The 15,604-nt window shown below is 67.3% G+C and carries 14 protein-coding genes; 5 read left to right on the top strand and 9 right to left on the bottom strand.

Translation table 11 applies throughout. From position 1 onward, the window contains the following. The first annotated feature begins 97 nt into the window (after nucleotides 1-97). Nucleotides 98-1,384 carry a glycosyltransferase family 2 protein gene (locus tag QQK43_RS06620; RefSeq protein ID WP_284307163.1) on the top strand — a complete coding sequence of 429 codons (1,287 nt, stop codon included), beginning with the start codon at nucleotides 98-100 and terminating at the stop codon, nucleotides 1,382-1,384. 35 nt (nucleotides 1,385-1,419) lie between these two features. Here QQK43_RS06620 and QQK43_RS06615 read toward each other — a convergent pair whose 3' ends face one another. From QQK43_RS06615 to rfbC, 9 genes are read right to left on the bottom strand one after another with little or no spacing between them, the layout of a single operon-like run. Next, the gene (locus QQK43_RS06615; protein ID WP_284307162.1) at nucleotides 1,420-2,700 is read right to left on the bottom strand and encodes a glycosyltransferase family 2 protein; all 1,281 of its coding nucleotides are present in this window, start codon (nucleotides 2,698-2,700) and stop codon (nucleotides 1,420-1,422) included. Between the two features lie 16 nt (nucleotides 2,701-2,716). Continuing rightward, a complete protein-coding gene (gene wecB / locus QQK43_RS06610; protein ID WP_234266990.1) occupies nucleotides 2,717-3,835 on the bottom strand; it encodes a non-hydrolyzing UDP-N-acetylglucosamine 2-epimerase in 1,119 nt (372 codons plus the stop codon). Further along, on the bottom strand, nucleotides 3,832-5,409 hold the full coding sequence (locus QQK43_RS06605) for a polysaccharide deacetylase family protein (RefSeq protein ID WP_284307161.1): 1,578 nt from the start codon (nucleotides 5,407-5,409) through the stop codon (nucleotides 3,832-3,834). Before QQK43_RS06605 ends, wecB begins: the two co-directional genes overlap by 4 nt. A 10-nt stretch (nucleotides 5,410-5,419) precedes the next feature. Next, nucleotides 5,420-6,820: a phenylacetate--CoA ligase family protein gene (locus QQK43_RS06600; protein WP_284307160.1), complete on the bottom strand. Its 1,401-nt coding sequence runs from the start codon at nucleotides 6,818-6,820 to the stop codon at nucleotides 5,420-5,422. 22 nt (nucleotides 6,821-6,842) lie between these two features. Beyond that, the gene (locus tag QQK43_RS06595; RefSeq protein ID WP_234266993.1) at nucleotides 6,843-7,619 is read right to left on the bottom strand and encodes an ABC transporter ATP-binding protein; all 777 of its coding nucleotides are present in this window, start codon (nucleotides 7,617-7,619) and stop codon (nucleotides 6,843-6,845) included. Nucleotide 7,620: 1 nt separating this feature from the next. Beyond that, nucleotides 7,621-8,484, bottom strand: coding sequence for an ABC transporter permease (locus tag QQK43_RS06590; protein ID WP_234266994.1), 864 nt, complete (start codon nucleotides 8,482-8,484; stop codon nucleotides 7,621-7,623). Next, nucleotides 8,462-9,901, bottom strand: coding sequence for a mannose-1-phosphate guanylyltransferase/mannose-6-phosphate isomerase (locus QQK43_RS06585; RefSeq protein ID WP_284307159.1), 1,440 nt, complete (start codon nucleotides 9,899-9,901; stop codon nucleotides 8,462-8,464). The genes QQK43_RS06590 and QQK43_RS06585 overlap by 23 nt, the downstream gene beginning before the upstream one ends. Before the next feature lie 48 nt (nucleotides 9,902-9,949). Further along, nucleotides 9,950-11,077 carry a glycosyltransferase gene (locus QQK43_RS06580; RefSeq protein WP_234266996.1) on the bottom strand — a complete coding sequence of 376 codons (1,128 nt, stop codon included), beginning with the start codon at nucleotides 11,075-11,077 and terminating at the stop codon, nucleotides 9,950-9,952. Between the two features lie 58 nt (nucleotides 11,078-11,135). After that, complete coding sequence (gene rfbC, locus QQK43_RS06575) at nucleotides 11,136-11,681, bottom strand: dTDP-4-dehydrorhamnose 3,5-epimerase (RefSeq protein WP_234266997.1); 546 nt, start codon at nucleotides 11,679-11,681, stop codon at nucleotides 11,136-11,138. 179 nt (nucleotides 11,682-11,860) lie between these two features. Here rfbC and QQK43_RS06570 point away from each other — a divergent pair, with 179 nt between their 5' ends. The 4 genes from QQK43_RS06570 to QQK43_RS06555 are packed head-to-tail and all read left to right on the top strand — an operon-like array spanning nucleotide 11,861 to nucleotide 15,603. After that, nucleotides 11,861-12,751, top strand: coding sequence for a glycosyltransferase family 2 protein (locus QQK43_RS06570; protein ID WP_284307158.1), 891 nt, complete (start codon nucleotides 11,861-11,863; stop codon nucleotides 12,749-12,751). 48 nt (nucleotides 12,752-12,799) lie between these two features. Further along, nucleotides 12,800-13,183, top strand: a complete 384-nt coding sequence (locus tag QQK43_RS06565) for a DMT family transporter (protein WP_234267000.1) — start codon at nucleotides 12,800-12,802, stop codon at nucleotides 13,181-13,183. A 57-nt stretch (nucleotides 13,184-13,240) separates the two neighbouring features. Continuing rightward, a complete protein-coding gene (locus QQK43_RS06560; protein WP_284307157.1) occupies nucleotides 13,241-14,596 on the top strand; it encodes a glycosyltransferase family protein in 1,356 nt (451 codons plus the stop codon). Continuing rightward, nucleotides 14,596-15,603 (top strand): glycosyltransferase, encoded by a 1,008-nt coding sequence (locus QQK43_RS06555; protein ID WP_284307156.1) that lies wholly within the window; start codon nucleotides 14,596-14,598, stop codon nucleotides 15,601-15,603. The genes QQK43_RS06560 and QQK43_RS06555 overlap by 1 nt, the downstream gene beginning before the upstream one ends. Nucleotide 15,604 lies beyond the last annotated feature (1 nt).

The raw sequence follows: 15,604 nt of genomic DNA, 5'->3' as shown, positions 1-15,604 counted from the left end.
TTTTACCGTGGGGGCCTCGGCGCGCCTGGGCCGTGGCGGCTTGGCGCGGCAGGGGCTGCTCTAGAATCTGGCGGCGCTTTGCAGGACCCTATCGACCATGAGCCCCACCACCTCGTTTCCCTTCGGCATCGCAGCCATCTTCAAGAACGAGGCCCCTTACCTGATCGAATGGCTGGCGCACCATCGCGTTCTGGGCATCGATCGGTTTTTTCTGGCGGACAACGAGAGCAATGACGGCACGGCCGAGCTGCTCCAGGCCCTGCAGCAGGCCGGGGTCGTGCGCTTTGTTCACGTGCCCACCAGTGCGGGATCGCCCCAGGGCGCGGGCTACCGCATGATCCTGGAGGCCTTTGGTGCCCATGCCGACTGGCTGGCGTTCATGGATGCGGACGAGTTCCTGATGCCCGCCGAGGAGGGCTTCGATCTCGCGGGCTGGTTCCGTGCGCTGGCGGCTCCGGACGTGGGGGCCGTCGCGTTGAACTGGGCGGTGTACGGCTCATCCGGGCGGGTGTACGCGGACGACGGGCCGGTGCAATCGCGCTTCCGGTTCCGTGCACCCGCGTCTTTCGAGTCCCATCATCACGTCAAGTCGATCCTGCGGCTGACGGCGCTGTCGGACAACGTCCGGCCCCACACCTCGTCGCTGCGGCCCGGATTCCGGTACCTGCAGGCCGATGGCCAGGACTTTCGGGTGCGCGATCACTACCAGGACCAGTCGGGAGATGGCCTTTCCCAGCGGTTGTGCTGGTCGCCGGTCCGCGTCAACCATTACGTCATCAAATCCTGGGTGGAGTACTTCTACAAAAAATCCAGCCGGGGCAGTGCCGCCGGGGCCGGGGGGGCTTACCAAGCCGATTTTTTCTACTTTCACGATCACAACGACGTGGAGGATGCGCCCTCCGAAGCCCACCAGGAGCGGGTGCGGCGCGAAGCCGCGTGGATTCGCGAGATGGTGGCGCGGAACGCGCCGGGCCTGCTGGAACGCTTCGATGCGAACCAGCTGCAGCTGCAGGGGTTCAAACCTCCCCCTGGTCTGGTGACCGGGTGTGTGGACGAGGTCTGGTGGGAAGCGGGCACCCTCTGCCTGAAGGGCTGGGCGCTGGTGCGACGCAGTACCTTTCCGCTCGACATGCAGGTGCATGTCAACGGGGTGGGCTGGCCGGTGGCCGAGTGCGTGCGGATGGCGCGACCGGACGTGCGCTTGCACCACCCCAGGGCTCCTCTGGATTGTGGCTTTGTGATCCGCCTGGAGGCTGCTCAGGCGGCGGTGCCGTTGCAGGCACTGCGGGTCGACGTGCCGCCGCTGGCCGGTGTCGAGCCGGAATCGCTGCCGCTGGGGGCATTCGTCGTAAGGGACAGCCTGGTGAGGCCGGTCGGGCTCTGAGTCGCTCCGGCACCACGCAGGGGCGGTCTCCCGCGTCAGAGGTCCTTGCGTGCGTACCGACCCAGTTCGATGGGGCGTGTCCATCGGCCATCCGCGAGGACGGCGCGGGCCGCAATGGCAGAGGTTTGGGACATCGGGGCGGCCTGCCGGAAGCTGGCGATGAAGCCGCAATCGTGGGGGGCCTGCGAAAAGTGCTGCGCCACGTCGGGTCGCGCCTGGGCATGCAGGGTGTGCGAGGGCACCCATTCCGTCTGGTCGACGGACAGCTCCAGTCGCGTGACCGGGTGGTCACCATGAACCAGCAGCCAGCCGGTCAGCAGGACCGACGCAGGGTCTGTCCGGATGTGGTCGACGCAACCGACGTGTGGTGCCGGTGTCTGGTCCTGAAATGAGCGGCGCTGGGTCAGCAGTTCGCGCGTCCACTGTGCGTGGTCGACCTCGGGAGTGGCTGCCCGAATGCGCAGCATTTCCGCTTCCAGCGCCTGCAGGTAGCGCGGATCGGGGCATGTCTGTGTGCCGCCCTTGTCGTGTCCCAGAAAAAACACGTCGTCCAGTGGTGTCGAAGTCATGGCGCGCCCTCGCGCCTGCTTCTTCTGGATGAACTCCTGGTAGGACTTGACGATGTAGTGGTTGACCCGGAAATGGTCCCACTGGATGGCATGGCTGAGGCATTGCGCCAGTGCCGTGTTCGCAGGGAACAGGTCGGGAGAAAAGGTGCGTGGCGCGCCCTGTGTGTGCAGGTATTGGGCACCAGGGTGCAGGGCTACGTTGTGCGATGTCAGAACCGACGATACCGCCCGCGTCCTGGCCAGCGTCTTGATTCCCCGGTTGATGACGTCGTGATGTGGTGCGTGCCAGGTGAAGCGCTTGGTCACCAGCTCGTCCTCGAACACGGCCTGACCCGCGGACCCATAGGTGGCCCAGTTGAGCGCGATGGCGCCCACTTCCGGGTGCTGCTGTTCGAATCGCTGCACAAACCGGAGCAGGCTCCAGTCGTTGCTCATCGGCCAGATGAACTCGTCGGCGTCGATCAGTGCCAGCCACTCCGCATCGTCCCGGTGGCGTTCCAGCAGCATGCTCAAGGCGGGCACCTGGGGCCTGCTGCCCGGTACCGAGGGGTACGGGTGATGGCTCACCAGGCCCGCCCGGTGCAGCGCCGTGAGCAGTTCGGTGGTGCCGTCGGTGCTGTCGTTGTTGGCGAGATAGAAACGGTCGATGCCGATCAGCCGGTGATGTGCCAGCCACTCGACCAGATACGGCGCTTCATTCTTGACGATCGCAATCAGTCCGACGCGCGGAGGGGGCGGATTCTCCATGCGCCGCAGTTTATCTTCAGGCACTGGCCGCGCGGGGCTCTGCCAGTGTTTCGAGGATCCGGGTGCATGCCCGTCCGTCGCCATACGGGTTGGCCCTGGTTGCCAGTTGCTGGCGCAGCGCCGGTTGCGCCAGCCAATGACGCGCTCCGGCCACAATGGCCGCCCGGTCGGTGCCGACCAGCGAGGCAAACCCGGCATCCACGCCTTCGCGGCGTTCGGTGTGTTCGCGCATGACGACACAGGGCACGCCGAAGGAGGGGGCCTCTTCCTGGATGCCTCCGGAGTCGGTGAGGATCAGCACCGAGCGGCTTTGCAGGTAAAGACTGGTCTCGAAGTCGACGGGTTCAAGCAGCCGCAGGTTGTCGACACCCGCCAGCCGGGGCCGGACGATGGCCTGGACCTGCGGATTCAGGTGCACCGGGAACACGAAGCCCAGCGTGGGGTATTCGCGGCACAGGGTCAGCAGGGCATCGCAGATGTTTTCCAGGCCCTGGCCGAAGTTTTCACGGCGGTGGGTGGTCACCAGCACCAGGTCGCGGTCCGGGAACCAGGCGGTTGCCGGACCGCTGTAGGGGCGCTGCTGCCATTGGCGCTTGATCAGTTCCACCGCGTCGATCACGGTGTTGCCACATTGGGTGATGGCCGATGCGGCGATGCCTTCGGCCAGCAGGTTGCGGGTGGCCGGCTCGGTGGGCGTGAAGTGCCAGCGCGCCAGGCGGCTGATCATGGCCCGGTTCATTTCTTCCGGGAACGGGCTGTAAGGGTCGCCCGTGCGCAGGCCGGCTTCGACATGCGCCACCGGGATGCGCTGGTAGAACGCGGCCAGTGCCGCGGCGAAGGCGGTGGTGGTGTCACCCTGCACCATCACCACATCGGGCTGGTGCGCCTGCAGGGCTTCGGTCATGCCCTCGATCAGGCGTGCGGTGAGCGCGGGCAGGGTCTGGTTGGCACGCATCAGGTCCAGGTCCACGTCGGGCCGGAGGCCGAAGCAGGCCAGCGCCTGGTCCAGCATCTGGCGGTGCTGGCCGGTGGAGCAGACCACGCGCTCGATGCCCGGCATGTCCAGGGCTGCTGCGGCCACGGGGGCGAGCTTGATCACTTCCGGTCGCGTGCCGAACACGATCATGAGCTTCATGCGAGGGTTTCCTGGGTGGTGACGGACACGACCTGGCCGCGGTAGCGCACGGCCAGCGGCCAGCGGTGTGTGGCGCTGGGCCGGGTGATGCAATGACCCTGTGCCAGGGCATGCACGGTGGTGTGGGCGCGGTCGGACAGGAAGTCGAGTGCGTCGCTGGCGTTGGCCCACAGCACGCGGCCACCCGTTTCGCGGATATGCCCGATGAAGCGGCGATGCGCCTCGACCCGCTCGGCCTCCGATCGCCAGCCGTAGGCATACCGTTCGGAAAACGGGTGGTCCAGGTAGCCGAAGAACGCGCCGCCCACCCTTGCCAGGCGGAAGGCTTCGTGGAAGACGCGCAGGGGCTCACCGTCGCTCAGCAGGCAGTCACCGTGCAGCATGCACTGCTGGCTGTGGCCGATGAAGCCCTGGCCCGAGCCGGGCGGGATGCCGGCGCGCGCGGTGAGGAAGTCCGGGTCGTTGCGGATGATGCCGCCGATGCAGCCGGTGTAGCCGGCATCGGCCAGGCCCAGGCGGGCGTACAGCGGCGTCTGGTGGAAGGGCGAGACGGCATGGCGCACGCGGTAGCCGGTGTGGGCCTCGATGACGTCGGCCGACTGCCGCCCTTCGTGGAACGCTGCGTCGTAGCTGCCACCCCAGTCCGGCGCGTGGGTGGCGGTGTGCGAGAGCAGGGCACCGCCGCCGGCCAGCACTTCGCGGGGCAGCGCGTGGTGGCGGGCATCGGCCAGCACGCGCGCGTGCAGCGCGAGGCTGAAGGGCACGTCTTCGGCGCGGTGCAGATCCCACAGCGCACGGGCCGATTCCACGTCTTCGTCGCAGTCCAGCCGCATGGTGACGGCGCTGTCGAAGCCGTGTGGCACTTCGGCCAGCACCGGGGCGCAAGGCAGCGCCTCGGCGCGGTGGCAGGAGAAGAAGTCCTCCACCAGCCGCCATTCCTGCGAGTCGATCGGGCCGGCGGCGCGGTTGAACCAGAGCACGCTGGCGCCGGGCAGGTCCCAGAGTCCCGCGTAGCCGCACAGGGGCTGGTCGCCCAAGCGTGCCGTGGCCAGTTCGTGAGCGGTGGGCAACTGGGCGTTCTGGGCAATGCTCCAGGGCGTGCCGTCGGCGGTGATGGCGCCGTAGCCCAGGTTGTTCCATTCGTCGGCGAAGTCGTGGCGCCGGAACGGGCGCACCGCCATGGCAGGTGCCTGGCCGGCGATGCGGGGGGCATTGGCCGGATAGACCACCCGCGCCACACTCTCCGCGTACCCGCCGGCGGTGGCGGGCGGGCACAGGGTGTGGCCGGCCCAGTCGGCCGGCCATTCGGCGGGCAACTGCACGCCCAGGGCGGTGGCCAGTCCGTGCGAAAGGCGGCCCAGCACCAGCAGTTTGGCGGGCCGGCGCGTCAGGGCCAGCAGCGCCTCGGTCCATTCCTCGCGGGGGTGGATCACCACGTGGAGCGCGTGCGCCGGGTCCACGACCTCACCGAGGCTGCCGAGCGCGGCCGAGCCCTGGCCGCCGCTGCGCAGCCAGGCCGAGAGCACCAGTTGCGCGATGTCCTGGTAGGGGCCGGGAGCGAGAACGTGAACCATGCGCGCCGCGTCAGCCCGTGACCACGTGCCGGAACTTGGCGCGGCTGCCTACGCGCACCAGGTCGGCGTGCTGCACGAACTGCAGGTCGAAGGCGCCTGGCCAGTACGCCTGCACGCGCTCGGTGATCTGTTCGGCGTTGCCGTGGGTGTCGACCACGATGCGCAGCACCGGCGGGGCGCTGCGCAGGTCGATCTGGAATTCCTGGATGCCGCCCACGCGGTGGTCGAGCACGTCCTGGATGTGGTGTGTGGCGTGGGGCACGCCGTTGATGGGCACCATGTCGTGGATGCGCCCGATCACTTCGGTCAGGTAGACGCCCGTCTCGCGCTGTTCGACGCGGCCGAGGTCGCCGCTGCGGTAGCGGATCAGCGGCATGAGCCGGTTGCGAAGGGCTGTGAAGGTGAGTTCACCGCGGTCGCTGCCCACAGTGGCGTTGTCCACCGGGGCCATTTCGCACCAGGCCTCGGAGTCGAGCAACTGCATGCCCGGCATGCCTTCTTCGAGCTCGTAGGCCACCACGCCCAGCTCGGCCAGGCCATAGCGGTTGACCACACGGCACTGCAACGCCTGGGCGATCTTGTGCCGCTGGTAGTCTTCCATCAGTTCGCCGCTGGACTCGAAGATGCGGAAGGCCCGGGCGCTGCCACGGGTCTTTTCGATGTGGCAGGCCAGGGCGTAGATGGTCGACGGGTGGCCGTGGATCAGGTAGGGGCGGCGGCGCAGCAGCGTGGCCCAGATTTCTTCGAGTCCGGCGTCGTCGAGCGCGCCGAAGAAGATGTTGCTGCGGTTCATCGCGAAGCACTTGAAGTCTTCGCGCGAAGGCCAGGGCGGCACCGGGTCGCCCGGAAAGCGGCAGGCGAAGTGCAGCTCGGGCTTGCGCTGGGTCTTGCCCACACGCTGGCGGCAGTACAGCGTGACCGCGGCCGAATGGTCGGCGGCGGGCTGGTCGTAGTGGATCACGCAGGACTGGCCGGTCGAGCCGCCGGTCTTGCAGGCGTGGTGGCGGACCTCGGCCAGCGGGCGCGAGAGCAGGCGATCGCCCTGTTCGCGGATGATGTCCTTGGTCAGCCAGGGCAGGTCTTGCAGCCAGCGCAGGTCCTGGCGCAGTTTGTCGGGGTCGAAGCCGAGTGCGGAAAAGGTGTCCCGGTAGTAGGGCACGGCCTGCATCGCGAAGGCCACGGTGTCGGCGACGCGGTCGCGCACGCCCTGCAGGCGCTGGGCAAAGGGCACACGGTAGTGGCGTTGCAGCTCGGCCAGCTTGGGCCGGACCTCGCGCCGCTCCATGTGCTCGGCCACGGGGTAAGCCAGGTGGGCACTGATCAGGCCTTTGACCGCCCGCAGGGGCTGCCGGGCACCGACCCACTCCAGGTAGGGCAGGGCCGGGTGATCGGCTTTGAGGTTCAGGGGCATGGGCTTTTCGGGCGCGGCCGCGTCAGACCACGGGCTCGGCGGGCTGCGCCAATTCGGCGGGTGCCGCCTCCGGCGGCGGGGCCACCACCGGTTCGTCGGCAATGATGCGGCCGTGCTCGAGCTGCAGTTTGCGGTTGCAGATGGACTGAATCAGCTCGGGGTTGTGCGAGGCGATCACCAGGATGGAGGCCTTGTCGACCAAATCCTTGAGGCGCTTGGCCGCCTTGTCGCGGAACGAGGCGTCGCCCACGCTGAGCCACTCGTCCATGATGAGGATGTCGGCGTCGATGCTGGTGGAAATGGCAAAGGTCAGGCGCAGCAGCATGCCGCTGGAATAGGTGCGCACCGGCAGGTTGAGGTAGTCGCCCAGTTCGGTGAACTCGGCGATCTCGTCGATGCGTTCCTTGATGCGCGCAGGCTTGAGCCCGCTCATGATGCCGCGCAGGTAGATGTTCTCGAAGCCGGTGGCGTCGGGGTCGACCCCGGAGGACACTTCCAGTAACGAAGCGGTGCGGCCCTGCACGTCCAGCCGGCCGCGCGTGGGCGAATAGATGCCGGTGAGCACGCGCAGCAGGGTGGTCTTGCCCGAGCCGTTGTGGCCCACCAGGCCGATGCGGTCGCCGTCGCGGATCTCGAAGTTCAGGTCGTTGAGCGCGGTCACCACCGGGTGGTTGCCCGCATCCTTGCCGATGACCCCGCCGGTGGAGAGGTTCAGCACGGCTTTTTTCAGCGACCGGTGAGAGTTCTCGAAGATCGGGAATTCGACGAACAGGTTGTGGGCGGAAATGCTCGCGGTCATGTCAGATCCAGTAGGCCAGGCGGTGGCGGGCGGTCTTCATCAGGGCCTGCGCAATCGCGAAGCCGACCACCACCATGCCGATGGCCCAGACCCACGAGATGGGGTCGATGGGCTCACCGATCATGGGCGCGCGCACGATCTCGATGAGGTGGTACAGCGGGTTGTAGTGGGCAATCCAGGCACGCTCCTTGAGCAGCGTGGGCGCCCACATGATGGGGGTGAAGAAGAACGCCACCTGCAGGATGTTGGCCACGATGGGCAGCAGGTCGCGGTAGCGCAGGCACAGAATGCCCAGCACGATGCCGATCCAGGTGGCGGTCAGCAGCAGCAGGAACAGCCCGGGAATGATGAGGATGAAGTCGGCATTCGGGCGGTTGCCCAGGGCCAGCGACAGGATCATCACTGGTGGCAGGCTGTGCAGCAGGATGCAAAAGTTGCGCCAGACGATGCGGCAGACGTGGATGGTCGCGGGCATGCGGATCTGCTTCATCAGGAAGCTGCCGCTGATGAAGGCGTTGGAGCCTTCGGTGATGCTGGTCGACAGGTATTGCCACAGCACCAGACCGACCCCCAGGAAGGGCAGGTATTGCGAAATCTCTTGCTTGAGCAGTTCGGAGTACAGGAAGCCCAGCACCCCGATCATGATGAAGGTGCTGAGCGTGAACCAGAACGGGCCCAGTACCGAGCGGCGGTAGCGTTGGCGAATGTCGTGCCAGCCCAGCACGCCCCAGACGTGCACGTTGCGCATGGCGACCCAGATGTCGGTGCGGCCATCGTGGTGGTACCAGTCCTCGGGAACTTCCGGGATCTGATGGGCAGGGGCCTGCGCGGGCGTGGCCCCTTCAGGCTGCAGGAGTTCGGCCATATTTGTCCTCGAAACGGACGATGTCGTCTTCGCCCAGGTAAGCGCCGCTTTGCACTTCGATCATCACCAGCAGTTCCTGGCCCGGGTTGGTCAGGCGGTGCCGGTGTTCGGCCGGGATGTAGGTGGATTCGTTGGCGTGCAGCAGGAAGGTGCGGTCGCCGTTGGTGACCTCGGCCAGGCCGCTGACCACGATCCAGTGCTCGTTGCGGTGGTGATGCAGCTGCAGGCTGAGGCTGGCGCCGGGCAGCACTTCGATGCGCTTGAGCTTGTAGCGCTCGCCCTCGCCCAGGACGGTGTACGTGCCCCAGGGGCGGGCCACGGTCTGGTGGAACTGGGCTGCCGGGTGCTGGCGCTGCTTGAGCTGGGCCACCACCTCGCGCACGTCCTGCACGCGGTCGGCATCGGCCACCAGCAGGGCATCGGGCGTGTCGACGATGACCAGATTGCGCGTGCCCACGGCGGCCACCACGCGCTGTTCGCCATGGACGTAGGTGCTGTCGGCGTCGACGAACACCGCGTCCGAGGTGGCGCGGTTCTGGCGCGCATCGGCGGGCGACAGGTCGCGCACCGCGGTCCAGGAGCCGATGTCGGACCAGCCGATGTCGGCCGGCACCACCGCCACGCGGTCGGAGCGCTCCATCAGGGCGTGGTCGATCGAGATCGAGGGCACGGCCTGGTAGGCGGCATCAGGGATCTCCAGCCCGTGCACGCCGCCCAACTCGCGCGACTTCAGGTCGGTCGCGCAGCGGCGGCAGGCTTCGAGCACGTCCGGGGCGTGGCGGGCCAGCTCGTCGAGCACGGTGCGCACGCCCAGGCAGAACATGCCGGAATTCCAGAGGTATTCGCCCGAGGCCAGATAGGCCTGTGCCTGGGCCAGTGGGGGCTTCTCCACGAAGCGCGAGACGGCGTGGCCGTTCGCCAGCGGGGCGCCTTTCTGGATGTAGCCGAAGCCGGTTTCGGGGCGGTCCGGCACGATGCCGAAGGTCACCAGATGGCCTTGTTCGGCCAGGGCGTGGGCCTGGGCCACGGCGGCCTGGAAAGCCGGCACATCCTGCACCAGGTGGTCGGCGGGCAGCACCAGCATCACGGCGTCGGCGCCGCGTGTCTGCGCCAGGTGCAGGGCCGCCATGGCGATGGCGCCGGCGGTGTTGCGGCCGCTGGCTTCCAGCAGGAAATCGCCGCCGGTGACGCCGGCTTCCTGCAGCGTGTCGCGGCTGAGGAAGAAGTACTCGCGGTTGGTGACGGTCAGCGGGGCCTGACCCTGGCTGGCCAGGGCGGCGCGGGCGTAGGTCTTGCGCAACAGGCTTTCGCCGTCGGGCATGGCCATGAAGGGTTTGGGATGGGCTTCGCGCGAAACCGGCCACAGGCGGGAGCCGGTGCCGCCGGAAAGCACCACGGGGACGAGAGGAGAGGGCATGCGAGATGAATCCTAGGTTCCGGGCGGGATAACCCGCAATGGTACCGCTCAGCCAGCGGCGACGGTTTCGTAGAGGCCGCGATAGGCCTGCGCCATGGCGGCCGGGGTGAAGTCGCGCAGGTAGCGTTCCCGGGCCTGCGCGCCCAGGGTGTGCGCCAGGGCGGGCTGGGTCAGCAGGCGGTTGAGGGCGGTGGCGAGCGCGGCCGGGTCTTCGGGGGGGACCACGAAGCCGCTCACGCCGTCCTGGTTGACCCAGGACGTGCCGGAGCCGATTTCGCAACTGACCTGGGGTTTGCCGTGCATCGCCGCTTCCAGCAGCACCATGCCGTAGGCTTCCGACCGCAGGTGCGAGGGCAGCGCCAGGGCCGTGCAGTGGCGCAGCAGCGTGTGCTTGTCGCTTTCGTTGACCAGGCCGGCAAAGTGCACGTTGTCCAGTCCCAGGGCCGCGACCTGGGCGCGCAGTGCGGCTTCTTCCGGGCCATTGCCGGCCAGGACCACGGCGCCCTGGATCTGCCGCGCGGCCTCCACCAGCACATGCAGGCCCTTGTAGTAGCGCAGCACACCGAGCGACATCACGTACGGCCGGCCCTGCAGCGACAGCCGCTGCAGGATGTCGGTGTCCGCGGCCAGTTCGGGTTCGGCCGTCGCATCGGCCATGCACAGGGGGATGGCGTGCAGCCGTTCGGGCCGCACGAAGCGCGTCAGCACCGGGCTGGTCTGGGCGTAGCGCGGCGAGGTGGCCACCACCGCGTCCATGCGGCCGAGGGTCCAGCGCATCAGGGGGTGGTACAGCTTGCCCAGCACCTTCTGCTTGACGATGTCCGAGTGGTAGGTCATCACCCGGGGTTTGCCCTGCGGGCTCAGCAGATCCAGCAGATCGGCGAACGGCCAGGGGTAGTGCAGGTGCACGATGTCGGCCCAGCGCACGTTGCGGGCATAACGCCAGAAGGCTTCGGGTCCGCCCAGGTCGCAGGAGGCGGGGGCGGCATACGAACGGGCCCGGTGCACCGCGCCTTCGGGCCGGTCGATCACCGGGGGCTGCGGCTGGGGCGAGAGCGTGAAGATGCGGGACTCGACGCCCAGCGTCTGGCACCCCGCCGCGATCTGCCGGATGGCCTGCTGCAGGCCGCCGGGCGGATCGGGGTAGTAGGTGCGGTAGACGTGCAGGACCTTCATGGACGCGGGAAACACGCCGCCACCCCGGGGACCCGGGGCATCAGCTGGCCGGCAAGGGTCAGTCGAACAGGTCGGCCGTTTTCAGGGTGGCCGCCGCCTGGTCCTTGCCCGAGAGGATGGGCGTGACGTCGGTGGTCCAGTCGATCGCCAGATCCGGGTCGTTCCAGAGGATGCTGCGCTCGAAGGCCGGAGCGTAGTAATCGGTGGTCTTGTAGAGGAATTCGGCCGTGTCGCTGAGCACCACAAAGCCGTGGGCAAAACCTTCCGGGACCCACAGCTGGTGCTTGTTTTCGGCGCTCAGCAAGGCGCCGACCCATTTTCCGAAGGTGGGCGAAGACTTGCGGATGTCGACCGCGACATCGAACACCGCACCTTGCGCCACGCGGACCAGCTTGCCCTGGGGCTGCTGGATCTGGTAGTGCAGGCCACGCAGCACGCCCTTGACCGACTTGGAGTGGTTGTCCTGCACGAAGCGGGCCGGCCGGCCAATGGCTTCCTCGAAGCGGGCGTGGTTGAAGCTCTCGAAAAAGAAGCCCCGGTCGTCGCCAAACACCTTGGGCTCGAACAGGATGACTTCAGGGATCGCGAGGGGGGTGGCTTTCATGGGGTGGTGCGGTGGGCGGCAGGGCTTGCCGGTGGCGCTGGCGGCCGGGGTGAAGATCAGCCCGGCATTATAAAAGGGCGGAGTTGTTATCATCCTAAGCTGTCCCGTTGGCCCCATACAGGCTGCAGCCAACTCGCCGCAATCCGTGGTCGTCCGCACTGGCGGCTCCCTCCAAACCCATGTTCATCGATATTTTTGTGCCGTACTGGGGCGATCCGGCCCTGCTGCGCGAAACGGTTGTCAGCGTGCAGCACCAGGATTGTCCCGAGTGGCGCCTGACCGTGCTGGACGACGCCTACCCCGACACCTGGGCCGGCGACTGGATCGCCAGCCTCGGGGACGATCGCATCCGCTATGTCCGCAACCCGGCCAACCTGGGCATCGTCAACAACTACCGCAAATGCCTGCGGGAGGCGCAGGGCGAGCTGGTCGTGCTGCTGGGCTGCGACGACGTGATGCTGCCCGGGTACGTCCGGGTGGTGCGGGAGGCGCACCGCCAGTTCCCCGACGCGGCCGTCATCCAGCCGGGCGTGCAGGTCATTGACGAGCGAGGCCAGCGTGTGCGGACGCTGGCCGACCGCGTGAAGCAGCGGTGGTTCACGCCCGGTGGCGGGCAGACGGTGGCGTTGTCGGGCGATGCCCTGGCGGCCGGTCTGCTGCACGGCAACTGGTTGTACTGGCCTTCGCTGTGCTTCCGGCGCGACCGGTTGGCGGGGGTGGATTTCCAGGACGACATGAAGCTGACCCACGATCTGGGCTTCGTGCTGGACCTGGTGTTTGCCGGCCAGTCGCTGGTGTACGTGCCCGAGGTGTGCTTCTCCTACCGCCGCCATTCCGGCAGCGCCTCCAATGCCAACTTGTTCGACGGCCGGCGGTTTTCGGACGAAAAGCGCTGCTTTGCCCGCGCTGGCGGGCAGGCCGCTGCGCTGGGTTGGCGCCGCTCCGAGCGGGCGGCGCGCTGGCACGTCACGTCCCGCCTGAATGCCCTGGTGATGGCGCTGGTGGCCTTGCGCGAAGGGCGGCGGGCGTCGATCCCCGGCTTGCTGCGCCACGCCTTTGTGATGGCCTGAGGTCTGTCGGGCTGTTCCCCATCCAACCCTTTAACGAAGCGCTCGCCCGTGAACGTCGTGGTCCTGATTTTTCTGGTGTCGTCCTGCACCATCGGCAGCCAGCTCCTGCTCAAGAGCGGCATCAACCAGATCGCACCGGTTTTCCGCCAGGAAGGCGTCGTGCCCTTTCTGATGTCGGCGGCGATGTCGCCCTGGGTCCTGGGGGCGCTGTGCCTGCAGGTGCTGGGCTACGTGCTCTGGTTCTTCGTGCTGACGCAGGCCCGGCTCTCGGTGGCTTTTGCGATTTCGGGCTCCTTTTTCTACCTGCTCATGGCTGCGGCCAGCTGGCTGGTGTTTTCGGAAAAGCTCAACGGCTGGCAGTGGCTGGGCCTGGGCATGATCAGTGCGGGTGTGCTCATCGTCAACCTGGCCGATTCGGCGCGCACAGGCTGAGTGGCGATGATCGTTGCGCAGGCAGGTTGCTCGCCAGAGCGGGAGGAGGAACAGACGATGACGGTGGATTCGGGTGTGCAGTCTTGTGGAGCCGCCAGCCGTCGTCGCTGGGGCGTCTGGTGGGGGCGCGGGTTGCGGTGGCTGGGCTGGGTGGCGCTGGCCCTGTCGCTGCTGTTCGGCGGGTACAACCTGTTGTCCCGGTTCGATCCGGAGTTCCGTTCGCCGTTTGACGAGCACACCCATTTCGATTATTGGTGGCGCATCTACGCGCAGCAGACCGTGCCCGGGGTGTATGACCGGATGCAGCACGAGTCGCTCCGCATCTGGGGTTGTTATGGCGACCGTGTCGACGGCGGCTACTGCCCGTCGTCGGGGCAGGGGGCCTCGGAGCACGAAAACACCGCCAGCAACTACCTGCCCACCTTCTATGCCGCTACCGCGGCGATGGCCTGGGTGCTCGATCAGGTGGTCGAGACGCACAACCTGTTCCATTTGGCCAAGCTGGCCAACCTGGCCTGGGGCCTGATCGCCCTGGTGTTGATCGCCTGGCTGGCGCGGGCCTTGCAGGTGCCCTGGCTGCTGTGTGCCGTCCTGGTGTTTGCGGTCGCGCAGACACCGGCGTTCGTGTTTGCCGCGATCACGCTGAACCAGGAGATGTTTGTGCTCCTGTTCTGCCTGGCCGGTTTGATCGGTTACGTGCGGCGCACGGCCGATGCCGGTCGTTGGCGCTTTGCGCTGGAAAGTGGGCTGGTGGCCGGTATCTGCCTGACGATCAAACCCACGGCCTTGCTGTTGCCGGTCATGCTGGTCATGGCCGAGTTGCTGGCATCGCCCCGGCCCTGGCGAGAGCGCCTGTGGCGCGTGGGGACGTTTTCGGCGGTGGTGGTGCTGGTGTACCTGCTGTGCACCGTGGGCATCAACCAGTGGCGCGGGGTCCATCCGAGCGACGGCAAAATGCGCGACTATCTGCTGGGCTTCGGTGATACGCGGGGCTGGCGCGACTGGGTGGCTGCTATCTGGATCGCGTTCACCCGCAGCACGGCCAGTCTGCACTGGCGCACGCTGGTCGACTGGAACCTGCCCTGGCCGTTCCTGCGTTTTCACCCTTTCATCCTGACCATGCTGGCGGTGGTGGTCCCGTACCTGCTGGTGGTCGAGTTCCGGCGCTGGCGCGCCAGTCTCGCGGCGCGACTGTTTTTCGGCGCTGCGGCGGCGTTCGTGGTGCTGCCGGTGGCACTGGCGGTGTACCTGATGTTCAGCGACTTCCCTTACTTCTTCCAGCCGCGCTACTACACGGCCTACGTGGTGGTCGGTGTGGTCATGGCCATGGCCTTTCTGTCCAGCCTGGTGCGGGAGGGGATGGCCGCTGCCCGGCGCCGCTGGCCAGGACGTTTTTTCTTCGGGAGCCTCTGATGCTGCATGAACCTTCCGTGGCGGTGGTACTGCCTTGTTACAAGGTGACCCGGCACATCATGGGGGTGCTGGCGCGCATCGGTCCCGAGGTGTCGGCCATCTATGTGGTCGACGACCGCTGTCCTGACGGCTCGGGGGACTTCGTCGAAGCCCACAACACCGATCACCGCGTCCGCGTGGTCCGCAATGCCGTGAACCTCGGGGTGGGGGGCGCCACGATGGCGGGGTACCAGGCCGCCATCGCCGACGGGCACGACGTGCTGGTCAAGGTGGACGGCGACGGCCAGATGGCGCCGGAGCTCGTTGCCCACTTCGTGGCCCCCATTCTGGAAGGGGTGGCCGACTACACCAAGGGCAACCGTTTCTACGACCTCGCCCACATCGGCCGCATGCCGCGCCTGCGCATGATCGGCAACGCGGCGTTGTCGTTCATGGCCAAGGTGTCGACCGGCTACTGGGATATCTTCGATCCCACCAACGGCTACACCGCCATCCATGCCAAGGTCGCGGCCCACCTGCCATTTGATCGCATCAGCAAGCGCTACTTCTTCGAGAGCGACATGCTGTTCCGTCTCAACACGGTCAAGGCCGTGGTGATGGACATCCCGATGGACGCGCACTACGCCGACGAGGTCAGCAACCTGAAGGTGCGCGCGATCCTGGGCGAGTTCCTGAGCAAGCACCTGCGCAACTTCGGCAAGCGCATCTTCTACAGCTATTTCCTGCGCGACATGTCGGCCGCTTCCCTGCATCTGCTGCTGGGTGTGTTCCTGATGCTGTTCGGCATCGGTTTCGGCGTTTACGAGTGGAGCGTGTCCGCCCTGCGCCATGTGCTGGCGTCGCCGGGCACGGTGATGCTGGCTGCATTGCCCATGATCATGGGGCTGCAGTTCCTGCTCGCGTTCCTCATGCACGACACCCAGGCCGTGCCGCGCCAGGTGATGCACAAACGGCTGTACGACGGGCGCCTGCGGGCAGCACCGCCGGCGGACGCCAGCACCGGCTGAG

Origin of the sequence: Hydrogenophaga electricum, from assembly GCF_030160815.1 — a bacterium.
Lineage (GTDB): Bacteria > Pseudomonadota > Gammaproteobacteria > Burkholderiales > Burkholderiaceae_C > Hydrogenophaga > Hydrogenophaga electricum.
This window is presented reverse-complemented; position numbering and strand designations above follow the sequence as displayed.